The sequence below is a fragment of the Vibrio sp. 1F253 genome, assembly GCF_041439295.1.
GTDB classification, from domain to species: domain Bacteria; phylum Pseudomonadota; class Gammaproteobacteria; order Enterobacterales; family Vibrionaceae; genus Vibrio; species Vibrio tasmaniensis_A.
Genome location: NZ_JBGONU010000041.1, coordinates 25670 through 43653, shown reverse-complemented (window position 1 = coordinate 43653; position 17984 = coordinate 25670). Strand labels below are relative to the sequence as shown.

Annotated in this window: 19 protein-coding genes; 10 read left to right on the top strand and 9 right to left on the bottom strand. The window is 42.4% G+C overall.

Annotation, left to right across the window (positions count from 1 at the left end):
- Positions 1–57 precede the first annotated feature (57 nt).
- The 3 genes from ACED28_RS17740 to ACED28_RS17730 form a co-directional block, all read right to left on the bottom strand.
- A complete protein-coding gene (locus ACED28_RS17740) occupies positions 58–399 on the bottom strand; it encodes a hypothetical protein (RefSeq protein ID WP_122046328.1) in 342 nt (113 codons plus the stop codon).
- A 106-nt stretch (positions 400–505) separates the two neighbouring features.
- Positions 506–1021, bottom strand: a complete 516-nt coding sequence (locus ACED28_RS17735; protein ID WP_305368093.1) for an NUDIX hydrolase — start codon at positions 1019–1021, stop codon at positions 506–508.
- Between the two features lie 338 nt (positions 1022–1359).
- Positions 1360–1956 (bottom strand): tyrosine-type recombinase/integrase, encoded by a 597-nt coding sequence (locus tag ACED28_RS17730; protein WP_070967984.1) that lies wholly within the window; start codon positions 1954–1956, stop codon positions 1360–1362.
- 234 nt (positions 1957–2190) lie between these two features.
- Here ACED28_RS17730 and ACED28_RS17725 point away from each other — a divergent pair, with 234 nt between their 5' ends.
- From ACED28_RS17725 to ACED28_RS17700, 6 genes are all read left to right on the top strand, one after another.
- Positions 2191–2811, top strand: coding sequence for a DJ-1/PfpI family protein (locus ACED28_RS17725; RefSeq protein ID WP_305368094.1), 621 nt, complete (start codon positions 2191–2193; stop codon positions 2809–2811).
- Positions 2808–3242, top strand: coding sequence for a MarR family winged helix-turn-helix transcriptional regulator (locus tag ACED28_RS17720; protein ID WP_305368095.1), 435 nt, complete (start codon positions 2808–2810; stop codon positions 3240–3242). Before ACED28_RS17725 ends, ACED28_RS17720 begins: the two co-directional genes overlap by 4 nt.
- A gap of 283 nt (positions 3243–3525) precedes the next feature.
- Positions 3526–3969 (top strand): hypothetical protein, encoded by a 444-nt coding sequence (locus ACED28_RS17715; protein WP_102556165.1) that lies wholly within the window; start codon positions 3526–3528, stop codon positions 3967–3969.
- The gene (locus ACED28_RS17710) at positions 3966–5399 is read left to right on the top strand and encodes an XRE family transcriptional regulator (protein WP_017083871.1); all 1434 of its coding nucleotides are present in this window, start codon (positions 3966–3968) and stop codon (positions 5397–5399) included. The genes ACED28_RS17715 and ACED28_RS17710 overlap by 4 nt, the downstream gene beginning before the upstream one ends.
- Before the next feature lie 118 nt (positions 5400–5517).
- Entirely contained in the window at positions 5518–5688 is a 171-nt protein-coding gene (locus ACED28_RS17705) for a hypothetical protein (protein WP_157939774.1), read from the top strand.
- Complete coding sequence (locus ACED28_RS17700) at positions 5663–6025, top strand: hypothetical protein (protein WP_017083873.1); 363 nt, start codon at positions 5663–5665, stop codon at positions 6023–6025. Before ACED28_RS17705 ends, ACED28_RS17700 begins: the two co-directional genes overlap by 26 nt.
- 382 nt (positions 6026–6407) lie before the next feature.
- On the opposite strand, the gene ACED28_RS17695 is transcribed toward ACED28_RS17700, so the two are convergent.
- Positions 6408–6533 (bottom strand): hypothetical protein, encoded by a 126-nt coding sequence (locus ACED28_RS17695; RefSeq protein WP_017083874.1) that lies wholly within the window; start codon positions 6531–6533, stop codon positions 6408–6410.
- The gene (locus ACED28_RS17690) at positions 6514–7542 is read right to left on the bottom strand and encodes a hypothetical protein (protein ID WP_371710370.1); all 1029 of its coding nucleotides are present in this window, start codon (positions 7540–7542) and stop codon (positions 6514–6516) included. Before ACED28_RS17690 ends, ACED28_RS17695 begins: the two co-directional genes overlap by 20 nt.
- 562 nt (positions 7543–8104) lie before the next feature.
- On the opposite strand from ACED28_RS17690, the gene trxB reads away from it, so the two are divergent.
- From trxB to cydC, 3 genes are all read left to right on the top strand, one after another.
- Positions 8105–9064, top strand: a complete 960-nt coding sequence (gene trxB / locus ACED28_RS17685) for a thioredoxin-disulfide reductase (RefSeq protein ID WP_061021606.1) — start codon at positions 8105–8107, stop codon at positions 9062–9064.
- 161 nt (positions 9065–9225) lie between these two features.
- The gene (gene cydD / locus ACED28_RS17680) at positions 9226–11010 is read left to right on the top strand and encodes a cysteine/glutathione ABC transporter permease/ATP-binding protein CydD (RefSeq protein WP_371710369.1); all 1785 of its coding nucleotides are present in this window, start codon (positions 9226–9228) and stop codon (positions 11008–11010) included.
- Positions 11003–12724 (top strand): cysteine/glutathione ABC transporter ATP-binding protein/permease CydC, encoded by a 1722-nt coding sequence (gene cydC / locus ACED28_RS17675; protein ID WP_371710368.1) that lies wholly within the window; start codon positions 11003–11005, stop codon positions 12722–12724. Before cydD ends, cydC begins: the two co-directional genes overlap by 8 nt.
- 154 nt (positions 12725–12878) lie before the next feature.
- Here the strand turns inward: cydC and ACED28_RS17670 are convergent, their stop codons facing one another.
- Positions 12879–13745, bottom strand: a complete 867-nt coding sequence (locus ACED28_RS17670) for a LysR family transcriptional regulator (protein ID WP_371710367.1) — start codon at positions 13743–13745, stop codon at positions 12879–12881.
- A gap of 142 nt (positions 13746–13887) precedes the next feature.
- Between ACED28_RS17670 and ACED28_RS17665 the strand changes: the two genes are divergently transcribed.
- Positions 13888–14262, top strand: a complete 375-nt coding sequence (locus ACED28_RS17665; protein WP_371710366.1) for a nuclear transport factor 2 family protein — start codon at positions 13888–13890, stop codon at positions 14260–14262.
- Positions 14263–14452: 190 nt separating this feature from the next.
- Here the strand turns inward: ACED28_RS17665 and proX are convergent, their stop codons facing one another.
- Genes proX through proV form a run of 3 tightly spaced genes read right to left on the bottom strand, consistent with a single transcriptional unit; the run spans position 14453 to position 17738 of the window.
- Complete coding sequence (proX, locus tag ACED28_RS17660; protein ID WP_009846457.1) at positions 14453–15460, bottom strand: glycine betaine/L-proline ABC transporter substrate-binding protein ProX; 1008 nt, start codon at positions 15458–15460, stop codon at positions 14453–14455.
- Positions 15453–16547 (bottom strand): glycine betaine/L-proline ABC transporter permease ProW, encoded by a 1095-nt coding sequence (gene proW / locus ACED28_RS17655; protein ID WP_371710365.1) that lies wholly within the window; start codon positions 16545–16547, stop codon positions 15453–15455. Before proW ends, proX begins: the two co-directional genes overlap by 8 nt.
- 3 nt (positions 16548–16550) lie before the next feature.
- Positions 16551–17738: a glycine betaine/L-proline ABC transporter ATP-binding protein ProV gene (proV, locus tag ACED28_RS17650; protein ID WP_371710364.1), complete on the bottom strand. Its 1188-nt coding sequence runs from the start codon at positions 17736–17738 to the stop codon at positions 16551–16553.
- Between the last annotated feature and the right edge of the window lie 246 nt (positions 17739–17984).

Genomic DNA, 17984 nt, shown 5'->3' with positions numbered 1-17984 from the left:
GGCTTGTTCAACACTTGGGATTTAGTGTTGGCTACGCAACACCTTAATCCTTATTAGTTATGTGCTTGACTGAGCCTTACTAATTTTTAGCCAAAATGACTCTTGGCATTGATTCGTAAAGTTCTTTTTCTTGGGCGCTATATTTAAAGCGTGCGGCTGTTCGGTTACTTCATATGAAATCCAGCACTCCTCACAAACTGCGTCCGTTGTACGTCCTGATAATTCACGCTCAGTTAGCTTTCTTACAGCGACACCATTGTTAAACTTTACGAACAACTCACTGTTTTCCATGAGAATACCATCTTCGTCGAAAGTCCGTTTGTTTAAGACTTTCTCTACTACCGACAGACCTTCAGGCTCTTCTTTCATCGCCGATATATACGTGAACAAATTATTCATTACACCTGCCTGTTTGAGATTATTTGCACATAACGCCCAATTAAGTAGCTGACAACGCTACCAATACACTCAAATTGAACACCGAAATCACTTAAGCTGAACCGAACTAAAAATGCCAAGCGTTGACAGTCTGCTTAAATTGCTTGTATGCTGCGCTCTCATTTAGCTTGATGTACCTTGTTTCAGGCGGTAAATCTAATAAGCCTGAGCATAAAAACCTAGGTCTAATATCGATGTTTGCTAAATCAGTTAATGGGAACCAGCGAAACTCTAAATCTACGTCAGACTCTATACCACGAAAAGCCTCGGTTTTTGGCAACTTCTGTGGAGAACTCAAACGCACCAAAAAGTAATTGGCTAATTCGTGATACTTTTTACCAGAAAATTCAAAAAAGCTTTCAACATACCAAAGGTGTCTTTCAACAACTGAGTCGATAGATAACTCTTCAAGCAGTTCTCTTTTCAATGTATCGTCTGAGTTTTCAAAAAACTCTACTTTACCGCCCGGTAATGCCCAAAAAGGATCGCCTACAAGTCTATGCAACAACACATGATCTTCATCAATTATCACGGCAGCACTACGACAATTAAATCGAGCGTTGCCTTGGTCAAATCTCAACATTTTTACTCCTAGCAGCATAACAGCTATATTAGACAGAATAATTCTGTACTTAAATATAGAATTATTCTGTCTAGTATCTTAATAACGTAAAACATACATCTGTTTTACTATGAATAACAATAGTTTAACTTCTACAGTTCCGTACCTACATCACTAAATACAGATTTTTCTGTATAGCATGAATTGATCGGCAAAATATGTTCAAGCCTGATGCACGAATAAGTGTTAGACGATTTGCCAGCAAGCAGTTGCCACAATAGTTCTCATGCTAAATTCATACGTTCTAAACACATATTGGGGCACAGGCTTTTCAGAAGAAAAGCCTGTTTCAGCACCTGTCAGCAGTCTGTTTTCTCAGACAACCTCAGAGCGTCTTCTAGTTCAACGCCAAGGTATCGAATTGTGTTATCTAGCTTCGAATGTCCAAGTAAAATCTGTACGGCCCTGATGTTTTTCGTTCTGGCATATATTAACGTGGCTTTGGTGCGGCGCATGGAATGAGTGCCGTAATAGTCAGCATTCAGTCCCAGTTTTACAGCCCAGTTCCTGATAATTGAACGATAGAATGAGTAGCTGATAGGTTGCCCAAAGCGTCGGCTACTCGGGAATAGAAAGCTGCTTGCCTCTAGGGATGCTGCAAAAATCCATCGGCTAATACTTTGCTGTGTTCTCGGAGTAATCTCATAGTGGACATCGGTTCCAGTTTTTTGCTGGATGCACTGAACCCTTTCATAGATAACCCCTTGCGAAGAAACATCGTAAACGTGTAGCTTTAGTAAGTCACTCGCTCTTAATTTGCTATCTATAGCTAGGTTCAGTAATGCGAGCTGCATCAGATCATTTTCAATCTCCAGCCTAGTTCTGATCCGCCAGATCTCTTCAAGCTTAAATGGCCTTTTGATGCCACTGCATTTTCCAGAAGATAACTTTCTCATGATGACCTCCTCTCAGTGTTTTGGTCAACATGAAGTTTGGCCGTCAAATTTAGTAGGGTTTAGGAAGCTCTTAAATGTCGGTGGACAGAAACTGAAAGGCTGAACTCTGAGATATCAACTTAATTAATGTAAAGTTTGTGAGATTGTATGCAACTCCCATTGAATTTCTTCCCTTGCAATTGTGACAGCGAGCTGACACCATGTAAGCCTGTTGTCATTTTTGAGGTGTAATTTATGAAGGAATCTATTTATCTAGCTGTATATGACGGAATCTCTGATTGGGAGTATGGGTATGTCTTGGCTCATATCAACTCTCAAGAGTTTCAAGCTTTCCCTGACAGGTTTGAAATAAAGACGGTTGGGCGAAATAAAGAATCGATTAGAACTAAAGGTGGATTAACTGTCGTGCCAGATTTATCTCTCGATAAGCTAAATCCCTCTGATGGTAAAATGCTTATTCTTTGTGGTTCAGATAATGCTGCTACAGGCGGCATCGATGATTTTATCGATGTAGCCAAGCGTTTTATCGACAATGGTATTTGTGTTGCAGCTATCTGTGGTGCAACCGCTGCTTTAGCGAGAAAAGGTATATTAGATAATGTTCCGCATACTAGTAATGCAAAAGAATTTCTGGAAATGACAGGATATGCAGGTAGCCAGAACTATATCCAAGAACCCGTTGTATCGACAGACTATTTGATCACCGCAGGGGGTATTGAACCTATTGCTTTTGCGGCAGAGATATTCAGGAAGTTGGAGATCTATTCTGAAACTACGCTAGATTCTTGGTTGAAATTATTCGAACAGCGGGACATAACTGGTTTTTACGAGTTAATGGAGAATTCCCTTCAATGAGTGACCCAAGACATGACCTCAGTACTTTGGCCCTAACTATTTTTTCTTTAAATGGTCAGTTTTTATCAATAGCCGAGAATATTGCTTCTCGGGCAGATCTCACCGCAACTCGCTGGCAAGTGTTGGGGGCTCTTGTTAATGATCCTCTTACACAAGCTGAAGTCGCACGTCAAATGGGGATCACACGTCAAAGCGTTCAAAGAACCAGCAAACAGCTTACCGATGAAGGTATGTTAGAAACATTAGCAAATCCATCTCATCAAAAGGCTATGCTACTTCAGTTAACGCCAAAAGGTCATAATGCTCTGTCAAAAATAAGACCATTTCATAAAGCATATGCTGAGCAACTAATTGAAACGGTTGGGGAAGAAAAAGTAGCTGAAATGGTTAAAGCCATAACTGAGCTATCAACCGCAATGAAAAGCCTTTAATCTATATGAGTGATACAGGGCGCCAATCATGAGAAAATGTAATCTGATTTCAGTGGCACGATTCACCAACGAATAATCACTCTAACGCGGAATGGGGCATTTTCGTGTTTGATGCCCCTCAGCAAATCTGTGATCACCAAGCGATTCTGTCGCCCCTACGCTGTGATCTAGTTCCTACCCTAATTTAGATTTCCTACTCACCTCCCACTCAAAAAACCAATTGACTTTATTCATCTTTCAAGGTAAATAGACTACAATGATTACACAACAATAAAGTTGGGTTATGATTCCTGAGTTTAACGAGCAAGGAAATCTTCCTGAGGGTATTCACTACGCCTCAATGCAAGAATTGATTGACCGTTTTGGTTACAACGCCAAAAGAGCATGGTTACTCGATGGGCTAAGTTTGTTAATCAAGAACTTGGGCTCAGCAGGGTGCAATTTAATTTATGTTGATGGCAGCTTTGTTACCGAAAAGGAAATACCTGGCGATTATGATATGGCTTGGAGCATTCAAGGCGTCGACCCAAACAAATTAGACGCTTGTTTACTACTAGCGCTTCCCGCACATAGGAATGAGATTGAACTTAAGTATAGAGGTGATGTTTTCCCAGCAGAAATACCAGAAGGTGCTAGCGGTAAGACCTTCCTTAACTTTTTCCAACAAGATAAAAATACAGGTCAAAAAAAGGGAATTGTGGCGATTAATATTGGGGGTGAGCAATGATTAAAAACTCAAGACAACTCGCACTAACGAAAAATCAAGTACAAGAATTCAATACTACTATCCATGCTCTTGAAGAGGGTACAAGCGACACTCATCCCCTTCTTATGCAAGCACAAAAAAATGCTCTTATTTTTCAACGAGACGACCTCTTGAAGGAAATAGAAGAGTACGAACAACTCCTATCAGGGGAGTTTGCTGTTTTCGATGTCGATAATATTGCTGATTTACCAAAGGCTCTTATTCGCTCAAGAATATATTTGGGCTTAACTCAGAAAGATCTTGCTGAAAAGCTAGGTATGAAAGAACAACAAATACAACGATACGAAAATACTGAGTATTCATCAGCAAGCTTCTCTACCATCGTTTCTATAATTAGAGCTCTAGACTTAAAGATAACTGAAGATGTCTTTTTACCGAAAGCATCCCGAACTAAAAATCTTTTATTAGCTAAGTTATCCGATGCCGGGTTAGAGGAATCTTTCATTGAAAAGAGGATAGCTCCGCGTGAAATACATAACTTTGATCGCGATTCTTGGGTTGAAAGAGTTTGTGAGAAAGTCAGTACCATTTTTGGGTGGACCAAAGAACAACTTCTTGGTGATGAACCTCTATCTATAGGACGAGATGGAGCATTAGTTGCTAGATTTAAGATGCCCGCAGGGGCTAATGAGCAATACGCAAGCGCATATACACAATATGCTTATACTGTTGCTAAATTAGCTATTAGATACTTCAACAAGCCTAAAGAAGTATTAAATGAAGATGCTGAAATCATCAGAAATGAAATAATCGGCAAGTACGGTGATGTTAGTTTTGAGTCTTTACTTTCTCATGCCTATGATAAAGGTGTTATCGTTCTCGGCTTAAATGATTCAGGTGCATTTCATGGCGCAACCTGGAGAATATCACACCGAAATATTGTCGTACTCAAACAAAAGACACTCCATACTTCCCGCTGGTCATTTGATTTACTGCATGAGCTATATCACGCTAGCCAACGACCAGAATTAAGTGAATTTTCATTAATTGAGTTAAGTGAAACCAGTGATGAAAGAAGGCTAGATCAGGAGGAGATCGAAGCTAACAAGTTCGCTTCTAAAGTATTATTAGGGATGGAAGCGGAAAATTACGTCAATATGTGTTTTGCAAGCGCGAATGGTAACCTTGCATGGCTCAAAAATGCTGTCATACAGATAGCAGAGCAATATGATTTAGATTGCGGTGTCTTGGCGAATCAAGTTGCAAACAAACATGACATTATGGAAAGAAAGGTCGGTCGAAAATCGACTTGGTGGGGAACCGCTCACAACTTACAACAAAAAAACTGTGATCCTAGAGAAGTGTGCAACTCAAAACTTAAAGAGCACATATCCATTGAAGATATGGATGAGTTTGATAGAGAGTTCTTTGAACAAGCCATATACACGTAAGTAAAGTTTTAATTCTTTTTAAAGCCAGCCTTTAGGTCAGTTTAATTCGGAGTTAGAGCATTAATAACTAAACGTTTTTTGTTTATTTTCACCTAGTTGTCATTTAACAGGCTTATAGTTGAATAAGGAATGGTTGTTCACGCTCGAAGAATTCAGTGAACAAGCTGAAGAAGCTGAAGAAGCAATTTTATACTCGGCAACAGAAGCTAGCCTACGATTAAACGTAGATCACGCAATTGCCATCATGAAAGAGTTAGAAGCTAATGAAGACACAGAGAGTATTCAATAGACTAGTATCAAATGACTTCGCTAATGCATCGCCTGAAGATGTTAAAACAGTTGCGTTGGCTGTTTGGCATGAGTCTTTCGTACCGACTGTAGAACACTTGAGGAAAGAAGCTTTGAAACGTGCTGGTTACTTGGTTGATAAGCTAATGCGGTTTAATTGTGTTCCTACTGCTGTAAAGCAGCAGCTGTGTAATCTACGTGACCAATTATTACAATTCGCTGAAGCAGTAACATCAAAATGTGAAAAACTAGCCAAACAATGGGGTTTAACCAGCGATCTTAAACGCGAAGTTAGTTCTTTGCTTGAATTCCAAACTAGGCACTACCAACACGCATAAACTCAGATTCAAATGAAGAGGGATTATTTATCAGTTCTATAAGTCAAAGCTTCCGAAAACTTCGACAAGGTAACGGTAGCTTTGCTTACTAGCTAAACTGATTACTTTCTTTTTTTGATGTTAATCTATAAATCATACTTTCAAAGCTCATTTCAATTGAAGCGGCTTTCACTACGACACTCCATTTTAGCTCTAAACAGTGCTATTCATTAGCCATTAAACGAGTTTTCTATCATAACCTCTTCAACAAACAACGAAGCTCTAACTATCCATTTCTAGACATATTTTGCTTGCTAGTTAAATCTGACTAAGAGTTATGGCGTTTTTAAATACAAAAAAACCAGCTCATGGCCGGTCTTATGAATTAGGTACAAGTAATAGCTCATTGCGGAGAAAGAGTAATTTTCTTTGCTTTACCAGCTTTAATTGCAGCATTACAAGCTTGCGACAACTTACGCATAGCTTCAAGCTTACGTTTGTTAGTTACTTCATTTTTTTTTAAACGCATAATTTATTCCTTCAGTGCCAAAACTACACCATGAATCATATTCTAGTTGATCTGCGTACTTCCTTGCAAGCAAATTATAGAACAATACTAACCTTTCATCTACAGCAGAAGCCGTATAAACAATCACATTTTTACTTCTCGAATGTGACAGGATCAAAGCTGCTATGACTCTACCTAAAAGGTTTAACTGCTGTCTAGTAATCGCTCTTTCTGGTTGCTCAAAGAGTGTTTGATTTTCGATGTTTGACTTTAAGTCAAACTTAATCTCAAAACAATTTTCGTTGAGTTTCATTCCTATTCGCTCTTCGGTATCCTCCAGCCTACCATCACTAAAGTCACCTTCTGTCGACGGAGTTAGGTAAACAGTGTACTCGCTCTCCATGATGTTGCATTCTATTTGATAAACAATAAAACCTAAATCAACTTCTGTTAACTCTATAGGTGGTAAGTTTCGATGATCTAAAAACTTGAATACTTCTGAAACATCACCGATTACCGTAGGATTACTAGTTTCACTATTAGAAACAATGTTGTAGTTTACAAATTTAGCTCCAGACGCCAAAGCATTTGCCTCTAATGCAGCTAAAGGAAAACCATTGTTACTAACACCAAGTACTATTAGGAGATCGTTTACTTCCCACTCAATATTGAAAAGGTCTACACAAGGGACATCTTTGCATTGAACGATACTGTCTGGTTCATTTATACAACCATGAAGATGTACCGCACTCCCTCCAGCTTTCTCAATTAAGTCATCAATATTTAAAGTGTAATGTAGAAACTCAACTCCTAGTGATTGACAATATGTTTCGAGATACATACATTCGTAATGTGCTCGATTCGGTAAAAATTGCTCATATTTATGCCGAATTTTCTTTACAAGAGCCAATACTTCACAAGGTGAAGCTCCTTGGAATGCTTGGTATTCAGGTGTATTTTTAATATCTTCATATGCAGGCAGTTCTGAAGGAACAGAAAGCCCAGCACCTGATAAAATAATCACTTTCATAGTTTGGATACGTTATTGTCTATCATAATTACCAACTTTCTGGCGTTTCGCGGTATTTTATCAATATAATACAGTCATTGGTAGTAAAGCATTGATACTTGGTTATGCAACAAGAAGATAAGACAACCATAAATCCCCCAACACTTCTAGTTTCAAGTTGCTTTGCGTAACCTAAAACGTAAAAATTAACTCAAACGCCTTAAATTGCTTCTAGCCAGAACTTGCCGATGGTTTAACTTCCTGTGAATCTACTTCGAATTAACTTTAATCTTTATCTCTCCAACAATTTATCCTTCTTAAAGAGAAGATTTTATGGCGACAAATTGGCGACAGAATCTCCCGAAATACAAAGTTATATGTTTTTATACGCAGTTAAACTTTCCATAACCTATTGATATTTATTCTAACACCTTGAAATACAAGACAGTCGATTTGATCGATTAAGTTCTAAACTATAACGATTAATTACACTTCAGCCCTTGTTTAACCTTTTATTGCCTCCATATTTTCCATACAATCCTAAGCGATTATAAATAAAAACAATTTCAATTTCGGAGTCCTCATGAGCGACGTAAAGCACTGTAATTTATTGATTCTTGGTTCTGGCCCTGCTGGCTATACAGCTGCAGTTTACGCTGCTCGTGCAAACCTAAACCCTGTACTGGTTACCGGTATGCAGCAAGGTGGTCAGCTTACAACCACGACAGAAGTAGAAAACTGGCCGGGTGATCCTGAAGGTTTAACGGGTCCAGCTCTAATGGATCGCATGAAAGAGCACGCAGAGCGCTTTGAAACAGAGATCCTGTTCGACCACATTAACGAAGTCGATCTATCAAACCGCCCTTTCCGTCTTAAAGGCGATTCTGGCGAGTACACGTGTGATGCATTGATCATCTCAACGGGCGCATCGGCTAAGTACCTAGGTTTAGAGTCTGAAGAAGCATTCAAAGGCCGTGGCGTTTCTGCTTGTGCAACGTGTGATGGTTTTTTCTACCGCAACCAGAAAGTGGCGGTTGTAGGTGGTGGTAACACGGCTGTTGAAGAAGCACTTTACCTATCGAACATCGCGTCTGAAGTTCACCTAGTTCACCGTCGTGACACGTTCCGCGCTGAAAAGATCCTAGTGAAACGTTTAATGGACAAAGTAGAGAACGGCAACATTGTTCTTCACACTGATCGCACGCTAGACGAAGTTCTGGGCGACGACATGGGCGTAACTGGCGTTCGTATTAAAGATACTCAGTCTGATAAGACAGAAGACATCGAAGTAATGGGCGCATTCATCGCTATCGGTCACCAACCAAACACTGAAATCTTCAAGGGCCAAGTGGATATGAAAGATGACTACATCATCGTTCAGTCAGGTCTTGAAGGTAACGCGACACAAACCAGCATCCCAGGCGTGTTCGCTGCAGGTGATGTAATGGACCACAACTACCGCCAAGCAATTACTTCTGCAGGCACGGGTTGTATGGCTGCATTGGATGCTGAACGCTTCCTAGATGGTCTTAACGATAAGTAAATCTGAGATTGCAGATTTGATTATCGGAGCTCTCGCCTCAGTAGATGCAGGGCATCATCACAATTTGTTGTAAATCCCTAGAGCCCAGCGGTATATCCACTGGGCTTTCTTTTGTATACTACCCGCCCTCAACAAATAATAATTATCATTAAGCCTTCATAATGGATAAGAAAAAACAACGCAGCTTGAACAAGTGGCTTAAGCAACAGAGTAAGTTAGCGAAACGCTGGCTTATGATTGCGATTAGCCTTGGCGTACTTTCAAGCGTGTTTTTAATTGCTCAAGCAGCTCTTCTCGCCTCTATTCTTCACCAGCTGATCATCGAAAATGTCGATAAATCTGAACTGGTTGGTCATTTCGCAGGCTTGGCATTATCGGTCGTTGGCCGTGCTGGCTGTACATGGGGACGTGAGATCGCAGGTTATCGCTGTGGTGAACAGATCCGTGTCTACATCAGGCAACTCATCCTTGATAAGTTACGTGAGTTGGGCCCTGCTTATATCAAAGGCAAACCTGCGGGTTCGTGGGCAACCCTGTTGCTAGAACAAGTAGAAGACATGCAAGACTTCTTCTCTCGTTACTTACCTCAGATGTCTTTGTCGGTAATGATTCCATTCATTATTTTGGTTGTGGTGTTCCCAGTAAACTGGGCAGCAGGACTGATCTTCTTGATTACTGCTCCACTGGTACCGATGTTCATGGCACTTGTGGGTATGAAAGCAGCCGATGCAAACCGTAAAAACTTCAAAGCACTGCAACGTCTTTCTGGTCACTTTTACGACCGTTTGCAGTCAATGACAACCATCCGTCTATTTGATCGCACTAACGCTGAAACAGAGGTACTTAAAGGTGCATCTGAAGTGTTCAGAACGCGTACCATGGATGTGTTGAAAATCGCTTTCTTGTCTTCTGCTGTCCTTGAGTTCTTCACGTCGATCTCTATCGCAATGACAGCGGTTTACTTTGGTTTCACCTACATCGGTGAGCTTAACTTCGGCCACTACGGCGCAGGCATTACGCTATTCGCAGGTTTGTTTATCCTTATCTTGGCGCCAGAGTTTTACCAACCTCTGCGTGACTTAGGTACTTTCTACCACGCGAAGCAACAAGCGGTTGGCGCAGCGGAAAGTATTGTCGAATTCCTAGAAACAGACATCACTAAGGTTAAATCAGGCGACACTCAGCTCGACACAGCTCAAGGCATCAATATTGAAGCTCAAGATCTCAAAGTATTAAGCCCTGAAGGTGTTCAATTGGTTGGCCCTATCTCGTTTGCGCTTAACACTCGTCAATCGACTGCGTTAGTTGGCCCAAGTGGTGCGGGTAAAACAAGTTTGATCAACGCTATTCTTGGTTTCATGCCTTATGAAGGAAGCTTGAAAATCAATGGAATTGAACTGCGTGACCTAGACTTAGCCTCTTGGCGTAAAACCATTAGCTGGGTTGGTCAAAACCCGTTGCTACTGCACGGCACAATTCGTGACAACGTCACTCTAGGTAAGCACGATATCACTGACCAAGTTGTCGAGAATGCACTTGAGCAGTCTTTTGCTAACGAATTCGTAAACGAGCATGGCTTGGATTACATGATTTCTGATCGCTCTGGCGGTCTGTCTGTTGGTCAATCTCAGCGTTTGGCTCTGGCTCGCGCAATGATTCAAGACGGTCAGTTCTGGTTGCTCGATGAACCAACAGCCAGCCTAGATACTCGTAGCGAACAGTTGGTAATGAAAGGCATCAATAGCAACATCGAAAGCCGCACTGCCCTGCTTGTGACGCACCAACTTGCCCCGCTTCAATCGGTCGATAACATTCTGGTTATGCGCGATGGTGGTCTGGTTGAACAAGGTCATTACTCTCAGCTTTCGACTGCGGGTGGTTTATTCGAAGAGATGCTTAACGCGAACTTAGCTCAACAAGATAATAAGGGTAATTTAGATGCGTGATTTACTGCCTTACCTGAAACTCTATAAAAAGCATTGGTTTGGCCTATCGTTAGGCATGCTATTGGCTTTTGCTACTCTGTCGGCTTCTATCGGCTTGTTAACGCTATCAGGCTGGTTTATTTCAGCTTCTGCGGTTGCTGGCCTTACGATTGCGCGTGAAACCTTCAACTACATGCTACCGGGCGGTGGTGTACGTGGTTTGGCAATGAGCCGTACTGCGGGTCGTTGGGGTGAACGTGTTGTTAGCCACAATGCGACATTCAAACTGTTAACTGATCTGCGTATCTTCTTCTTCAAGAAACTGGCTCCGCTGATCCCAGGTCGTATCTCAAACCTTCGTGACGCAGACTTACTCAACCGTTTGGTTGCTGATGTCGACGCCATGGACCACGTGTACTTGCGCTTAGTAAGCCCAGTGACGGTGGGCGTGTTCGGGATCTTCTTCCTGACTCTGTTCTTGATGTGGTTCGATAGCTCACTAGGTTTAATCTTAGGCTCTATCCTTCTTATTATGCTGTTGGTTTGGCCAATCTTGTTCTACAAATTGGGTAAACGTAACGGTGGTGAACTGACACAGAACAAAGCGGATCTTCGTGTGACTACGCTAGATTGGATTGAAGGCTACAGCGAACTGACTCTGTTCGGTGCTGAAGAGCGTTACCGTAATGCGATTCTAGAAACGCAACGCAAGCTGATGGCGAATCAGTTTGTGAACGCTAACCTAACCGGTATGGCTTCAGCAGCGCTAATGCTGTTCAACGGTTTAACGCTGGTTCTTATGCTTTGGCTTGCGGCAGATGGCGTGGGCGGTAATGCACCCGACCCGTTCATCGCGCTAATGGCATTCGCAACTATGGCAAGCTTCGAACTGCTGATGCCAATCGCAGGTGCGTTCCAGCATTTAGGTCAAACTCTGTCTTCTGCTCGTCGCTTGAATGAAGTGATTCTGTCTGAGCCTGAAGTTCAGTTTGCTGAAGAGAAGCTCGACATCAACAAGCCACTTGATATTACATTCTCAAACGTGACGTTCAACTACCCTGACTCTGAGCGCAATGTTCTGAACGCTGTCGACCTAACGATCCCTGCAACGAACAAGGTTGCGATTGTGGGTCAAACGGGTTCTGGTAAATCAACACTGATTCAGCTTCTGACTCGCTACTGGGATCCTAAGAAGGGTTACATCTCAATTGCGGGCATTGAACTGACTCAGTGGAATGAATCACAGCTTCGTGAATCAATCAGTGTGGTAAGCCAACGTGTCGACATTCTAAATGGTACTTTGCGTGACAACTTGTTGATTGCAAGACCAGAAGCAACCGATGATCACTTAGCGAATATCTTAAAAGACGTTGGCCTAGAAAAGCTGCTTGAGAATAACGCGCTTGATAGCTGGTTAGGTGATGGTGGTCGTCAACTGTCTGGTGGTGAGAAGCGCCGTATTGGTATCGCACGTGCGATTCTTCATGATGCTCCTATCCTGCTTCTAGATGAGCCAACAGAAGGCTTAGATAAGCAAACAGAGCAAAGCATCATGACGCTGTTCGAGAAGCACTTCGAAGGTAAGACGGTTATCTTCATCACGCACCGTTTGATTGGTCTGGAAACGATGGATTCTATCGTTCTGATTGAACAAGGTGAGATTGTAGAACACGGCTCTCACGAGAAACTGTTAAACGAAGCAGGACGTTACTTCCAACTTCGTCAGGCAATCTAGCTCCTCATAAGTTATAAAGAAAACCATTCAAAGCCCGAGTTTATACTCGGGCTTTTTTGTGTCTTTATGTTTTTGTATCTTCACTCTTGAGCAATCTATTAGGCAAGTTTGGTTTTAAGCCTCTTTACTAAATCACTGACTTATCGAATTGGTTTTAAACAAAGTTCTGTTTGAGCTTCTCTTCTAACGCTTGAACGCACAGTTTGATGGCAATCGGTGTGTTTGAGGCGAATGGGTTCAACGCATAAACCGTGTTAGTGGGTAGTTGAAAACTTGGTAAGAGATCGACCACTTCATTTGATAGTTGATGAAGATAGAAGTCTGGGATCACACCAATGCCAACGCCAGATTTGATCAACGCGAGACAACTATGAAAGGAGTTCGTAGTGCAGCTTGCTTGTTGTTGGTAAATAAAGTTTTGATCTGTTTGAGAAGTAAAGTGATGAGAGACTTGCTTACCTTGCCATGAGTTAGCAATGTAAGGAATAGATTCAAGCTCACGAGAACGCATGCTTTCAACGCCACACAACACGTCTTTAAACTCGCCCAAGCGTTTCTGCTTTAGGTTACTGTCACGAGAAGTTCCTACTCGTACTGCGAGATCAATATCGTGTTCCATGAAATCTAAGTGCTGATCATCGCTTATCAGCTCGGGTTTTAGCTTGGGATATTGCCTCATTAGATCTGCGACAACAGGGGCAACGAGCAAGTCCATAAGAGCATTCGGTGCAGTAATACGAATCCGACCTTGTGGCTCCTCTAGCTCAGCTTTGGCCATATCCCAAGCCGAGTCAGCAATCACGTTGATGTCTTTGCAACTCAAATAAAAACGCTCACCCATACTGGTCAGAGATTGCCTCCGTGTTGTGCGTTTGAGAAGTGAAGCACCTAGTTCTTGTTCCAGAATTTTGAGGTGCTGACTGACGACGGACTTAGACAACTCAAGCTTTTCAGCCGCAGCTGATACTGAGCCCTGCTCTACGATGTGAGCGAAAATCGACATCTGCTTTAGCTTACTCATCTTATTGTTCTCTTTTTACATACAGTATTTTCTATTATCTCTGTTTTTCAACTTAATTTCCAAGGCTAAACTGAATCCAACTTATCGAGACACCCAAATCAAAGACACAGTGTTTGAAAGAAGACTGTTATGGAGAAAGACAATGTTAGACAACCAAATTTTAGAAGCATGTAAGCAAGGCATTAACGCGTGGCAGAAAGCATTCAACAGCCAAGATGCGAAAGGTTGTGCAGATCAATATGCTGAAAGCTGTGTAATGGAAGCGCGTCCATTTGGTACTTTTGAAGGTCGAGAAGCGATTCAAGCATTTTGGCAAAACATCATCGACCAAGGCTTCAAAGACGTTGATTACACAGACGTTACGTGGGAAGAGCACCCAGAAGGCGGCTACATTTTGACGGCTAGTTGGACAATGAACAAAGCGTTTGGTGTTGTGCATCGTGAGCACTGGGCACTAGAAGCAGATGGTTGCGCTCGTTTAGTCAGCGATGATTTTGAGGTTCAAGGCGAACGCTAGCCTGCTCGCTTTTAAAAGAACAAGCCGCTTTAAAAAATAATGCGATAACAGTAGTTATGTCGCTAGAAAATAGTTATGTCGCTAGAAAATAGTTATGTCGCTAGAAAAACAAAGGCCGGTAGTCTGAATCAGACTACCGGCCTTCTCTTTTTATTCCAGCCTGTTATCGACTGCTTACGAAAAACAACCGTTATAGTGCCGCTTTCTTCGCTTCTGTAATCCAAGCATCAAACGTATTTCGGTTCGCTTTGATCCAACCGTTTACGTGCGCTTCGATATCAGCCGAGCTGTTCTTACCTTTACTCATCATCATGTTCTGAGCACTTACATCATTGATGTTAAGTTTGATGATTTCAAAAAGCTTCGCCGCAGATGGGTTGTTCTTAGCAAACTCTTTGTTCGCAATAATACGCATCGAGTTCATTTCGAAGCCGTAGTTCTTACCGTTAGACAAAGTCGTATCAACATTCGCACGATCACCCGGAAGTGAAGAGAATGGAACTTCTAACCAAACTACGTCTTCGTTAGGAACCAATACACCACTTACCCAATAAGGTGTCCACGTGTAGTAAAGAACTGACTCGCCCTTTTGGTAACGTGAAATCGTATCTGCGATGATCGCTGCATAGTTACCTTGGTTGTGAGTAACGGTATCGTCCAATTTGAATGCAGAGATTTGGTGTTCGATGACCATCTCACAACCCCAACCAGGGTTACAGCCCGTCAGGTCTGCTTTGCCATCGCCATCAGCATCAAACAGCTTAGCGATTTTTGGATCAGTCAATTGACCTATGTTAGTGATGTTGTACTTTTCAGCGGTTTTCTTATCAATAAGGTAACCTTGAGCGGCACCACTTACATATTGGCCTTCACGGTAGAATTTGTCATCGCCACCCGCCATTTTGTATTTGTCAGCGTGTAGTGGGAACCAACCTACTGTTAGGAACGTTGCGTCACCTTTTGCGATAGAAGTGTAAGCTACGTTGTAGTCCACTTCTTGCGTTGATTTCACATCGTAACCAAGCTCTTCTAAAGCACGGTTAACAATCAGTGTTTGGAACGTTTCTTCAGCAACTGAAGATTGAACGGGCTGAACTGATACACCTTCACCCGGTAAGCTTGCAGCCCACACGTTCGTTGATACAGCCAGTGTCGAAACGATGCTAACGGCTAGCTTACTCTTCCATGAATTATTCATTGGTGTTTTTCCTTAGTTGTAGTTCTGATTGTTTACCGCGATTTAAAGCTTTTAGCACAAGGGAAACAGGCCCCATGTGATACCAGCGTAATTTTGTATTACCTGCATTTACCCCGAGAACTTGGGTAATGCGGTCAAGTAGGATTGCAAGAATAACAATGCCTAGGCCACCAACAGCGGCTAATCCCATATCCAGTCGGCCAATACCTCTCAGTACCATTTGACCTAATCCACCTACCGCGATCATTGATGCGATAACCACCATCGATAGCGACAACATCAGTGTTTGGTTCACGCCCGCCATGATGGTTGGCAGTGCAAGTGGTAGTTGAATTCGGTAAAGCATCTGCTTTTTGCTGGCACCAAATGAGTGACCCGCTTCGATCAGATCTTCCGGTACTTGCTGAATACCCAAGATAGTCAAACGTACAACAGGAGGAAGTGCGAATATGATCGTCACCACCACACCCGGAACGTTACCGATACCAAACAACATTACGATGGGTACAAGATAAACGAAGGCTGGCGTCGTTTGCATGGCGTCGAGAATTGGGCGTACGAATTTAGCCGCGGTATTGCTGCGGGCGAGCCATATCCCCATGGGTAAGCCGATCAGCAGACAGAAGAATACCGATGTCATGACCAGTGAAAGCGTGGTCATCGCTTCAGACCAAGCGCCAATCAAGCCAATAAAAGTCAAAGAAACGGCTGTAGCCAAACCAAGCTTCAGGTTCGAAAACTGCCATGCAACTAAAAACAAGATGATCAACATGAATGGTGCAGGTGTCGACACCAACGCCGTTTCAAATGAACTTAGAATGAAATCGATAGGCACACGGATTGCTTGAAACAATGGACGTCCGTGCTCAACTAACCAATTCAGTCCAGACTCTACCCAAGTGTCGACGGGCAACACTGCTTCTGCAAAAGGGTTAAGTGGGTCAAAAGGTGTCGTTTCGACTGTTTCGCTGCTTAACCAATCTGCTGATGGTGAGGTATCCGCTGCTTGACCCCAAGGATCACTTGCAGGTTGAGCTGCTGGAGCTGATTGAGACCATGGGTCATTATTTGTTTGTTCAGACGACATGATCTACCCCTTATCCAATGTTTGTAACAGTCGTGACTTAGTTACCACGCCAAAGTAATTACCTTGCTCATCCACAACAGGAACGGAGTAAGGCACACCGCCAACAAGGCCAAGCACATCATTGATTGGTAAATCTGGGTTCAGCGTTAAACCATCATCGAGCTGAGCGCTGACGAGTGATTTGTTCTCTTTGTGTGCTTTACGAAGGGAATCAATAGAGACAATGCCGGAGTAACGACTGCTTTTCTCAACAACAATGCCGTATTCACGGTCGTTATCCATCAAGATTTGTAGAGCGGACGCTGGGCCGTCATGCTCAGATTTCTTAAATACCGCTGCAGGTTTCTTACGTGCAATGTCTTTCACCGTAAGAACACTTGCTACATTTACACCACGGAAGAAGGCTTCGACATAATCGTTCGCTGGGTTGTTAAGAATTTCGTCTGGGGTACCCACTTGAACCACCTCACCGTTTTGCATAATGGCAATACGGTCACCGATTCGCATCGCTTCATCCAAATCATGGGAGATGAAAACAATGGTTCGTTTGTCATCATTTTGAAGACGAATCAGTTCATCTTGCATTTCAGTACGAATCAAAGGATCGAGTGCAGAAAACGCTTCGTCCATTAACAGAATATCAGGGTCACATGCTAGAGCACGAGCCAAACCAACACGCTGCTTCATACCGCCAGACAATTCATCAGGGTAAGATTCTGAATACGGCCCGAGACCGACTCGTTCCAACGCTTCAAATGCGGACTGTTTTCTCTTATCGACTTCAACACCCGCTAGTTCAAGACCAAACGCGGCGTTTTCAATCACTGTCATGTGAGGCATCAATGCGAAGTTTTGGAAAACCATGGAGATGTTGTTGCGACGGACTTCGCGGAGCTCATCTTCTGAGGTGTGGGCAATGTCTTTGCCTCGAAGAAGCACATTACCTTTGGTAGGTTCAATCAAGCGGTTAAGAAGGCGTACTAGGGTTGATTTGCCAGATCCTGACAGGCCCATTATGACGAAAATCTCGCCTTCTTGAATGCTAAGAGAAACATCGTTAACGCCGATCGTTAACCCTGTTTCTTCGAAAACTTTATCTTTGTTCGCGCCTTCATTAATCATTGTAAAAGCACGGTCGGTGTCTTCACCAAACACCTTGTACAGTCCCTTAACTTCCAGTATGGGATCCATGTAATCTAATCCTTTCTTAGTTATTTAAACTAATAGTTATTTAAACTCAAAACCGATTAATTAAACTTAAAAACGGTTGTTTAAACTTTAAAATGGTTATTTAAACCCAAAAAACGATTAGCACTCTAAGCAATTAACCCATGCAAATCAAGGGGCATCGTTCTGTAAAGTCGATGAAAAACCGTTAAAACCCCAGCCCAAACAAAGGTCAAATATCAAGCCCATACAAAGCAAAATATTGATAAT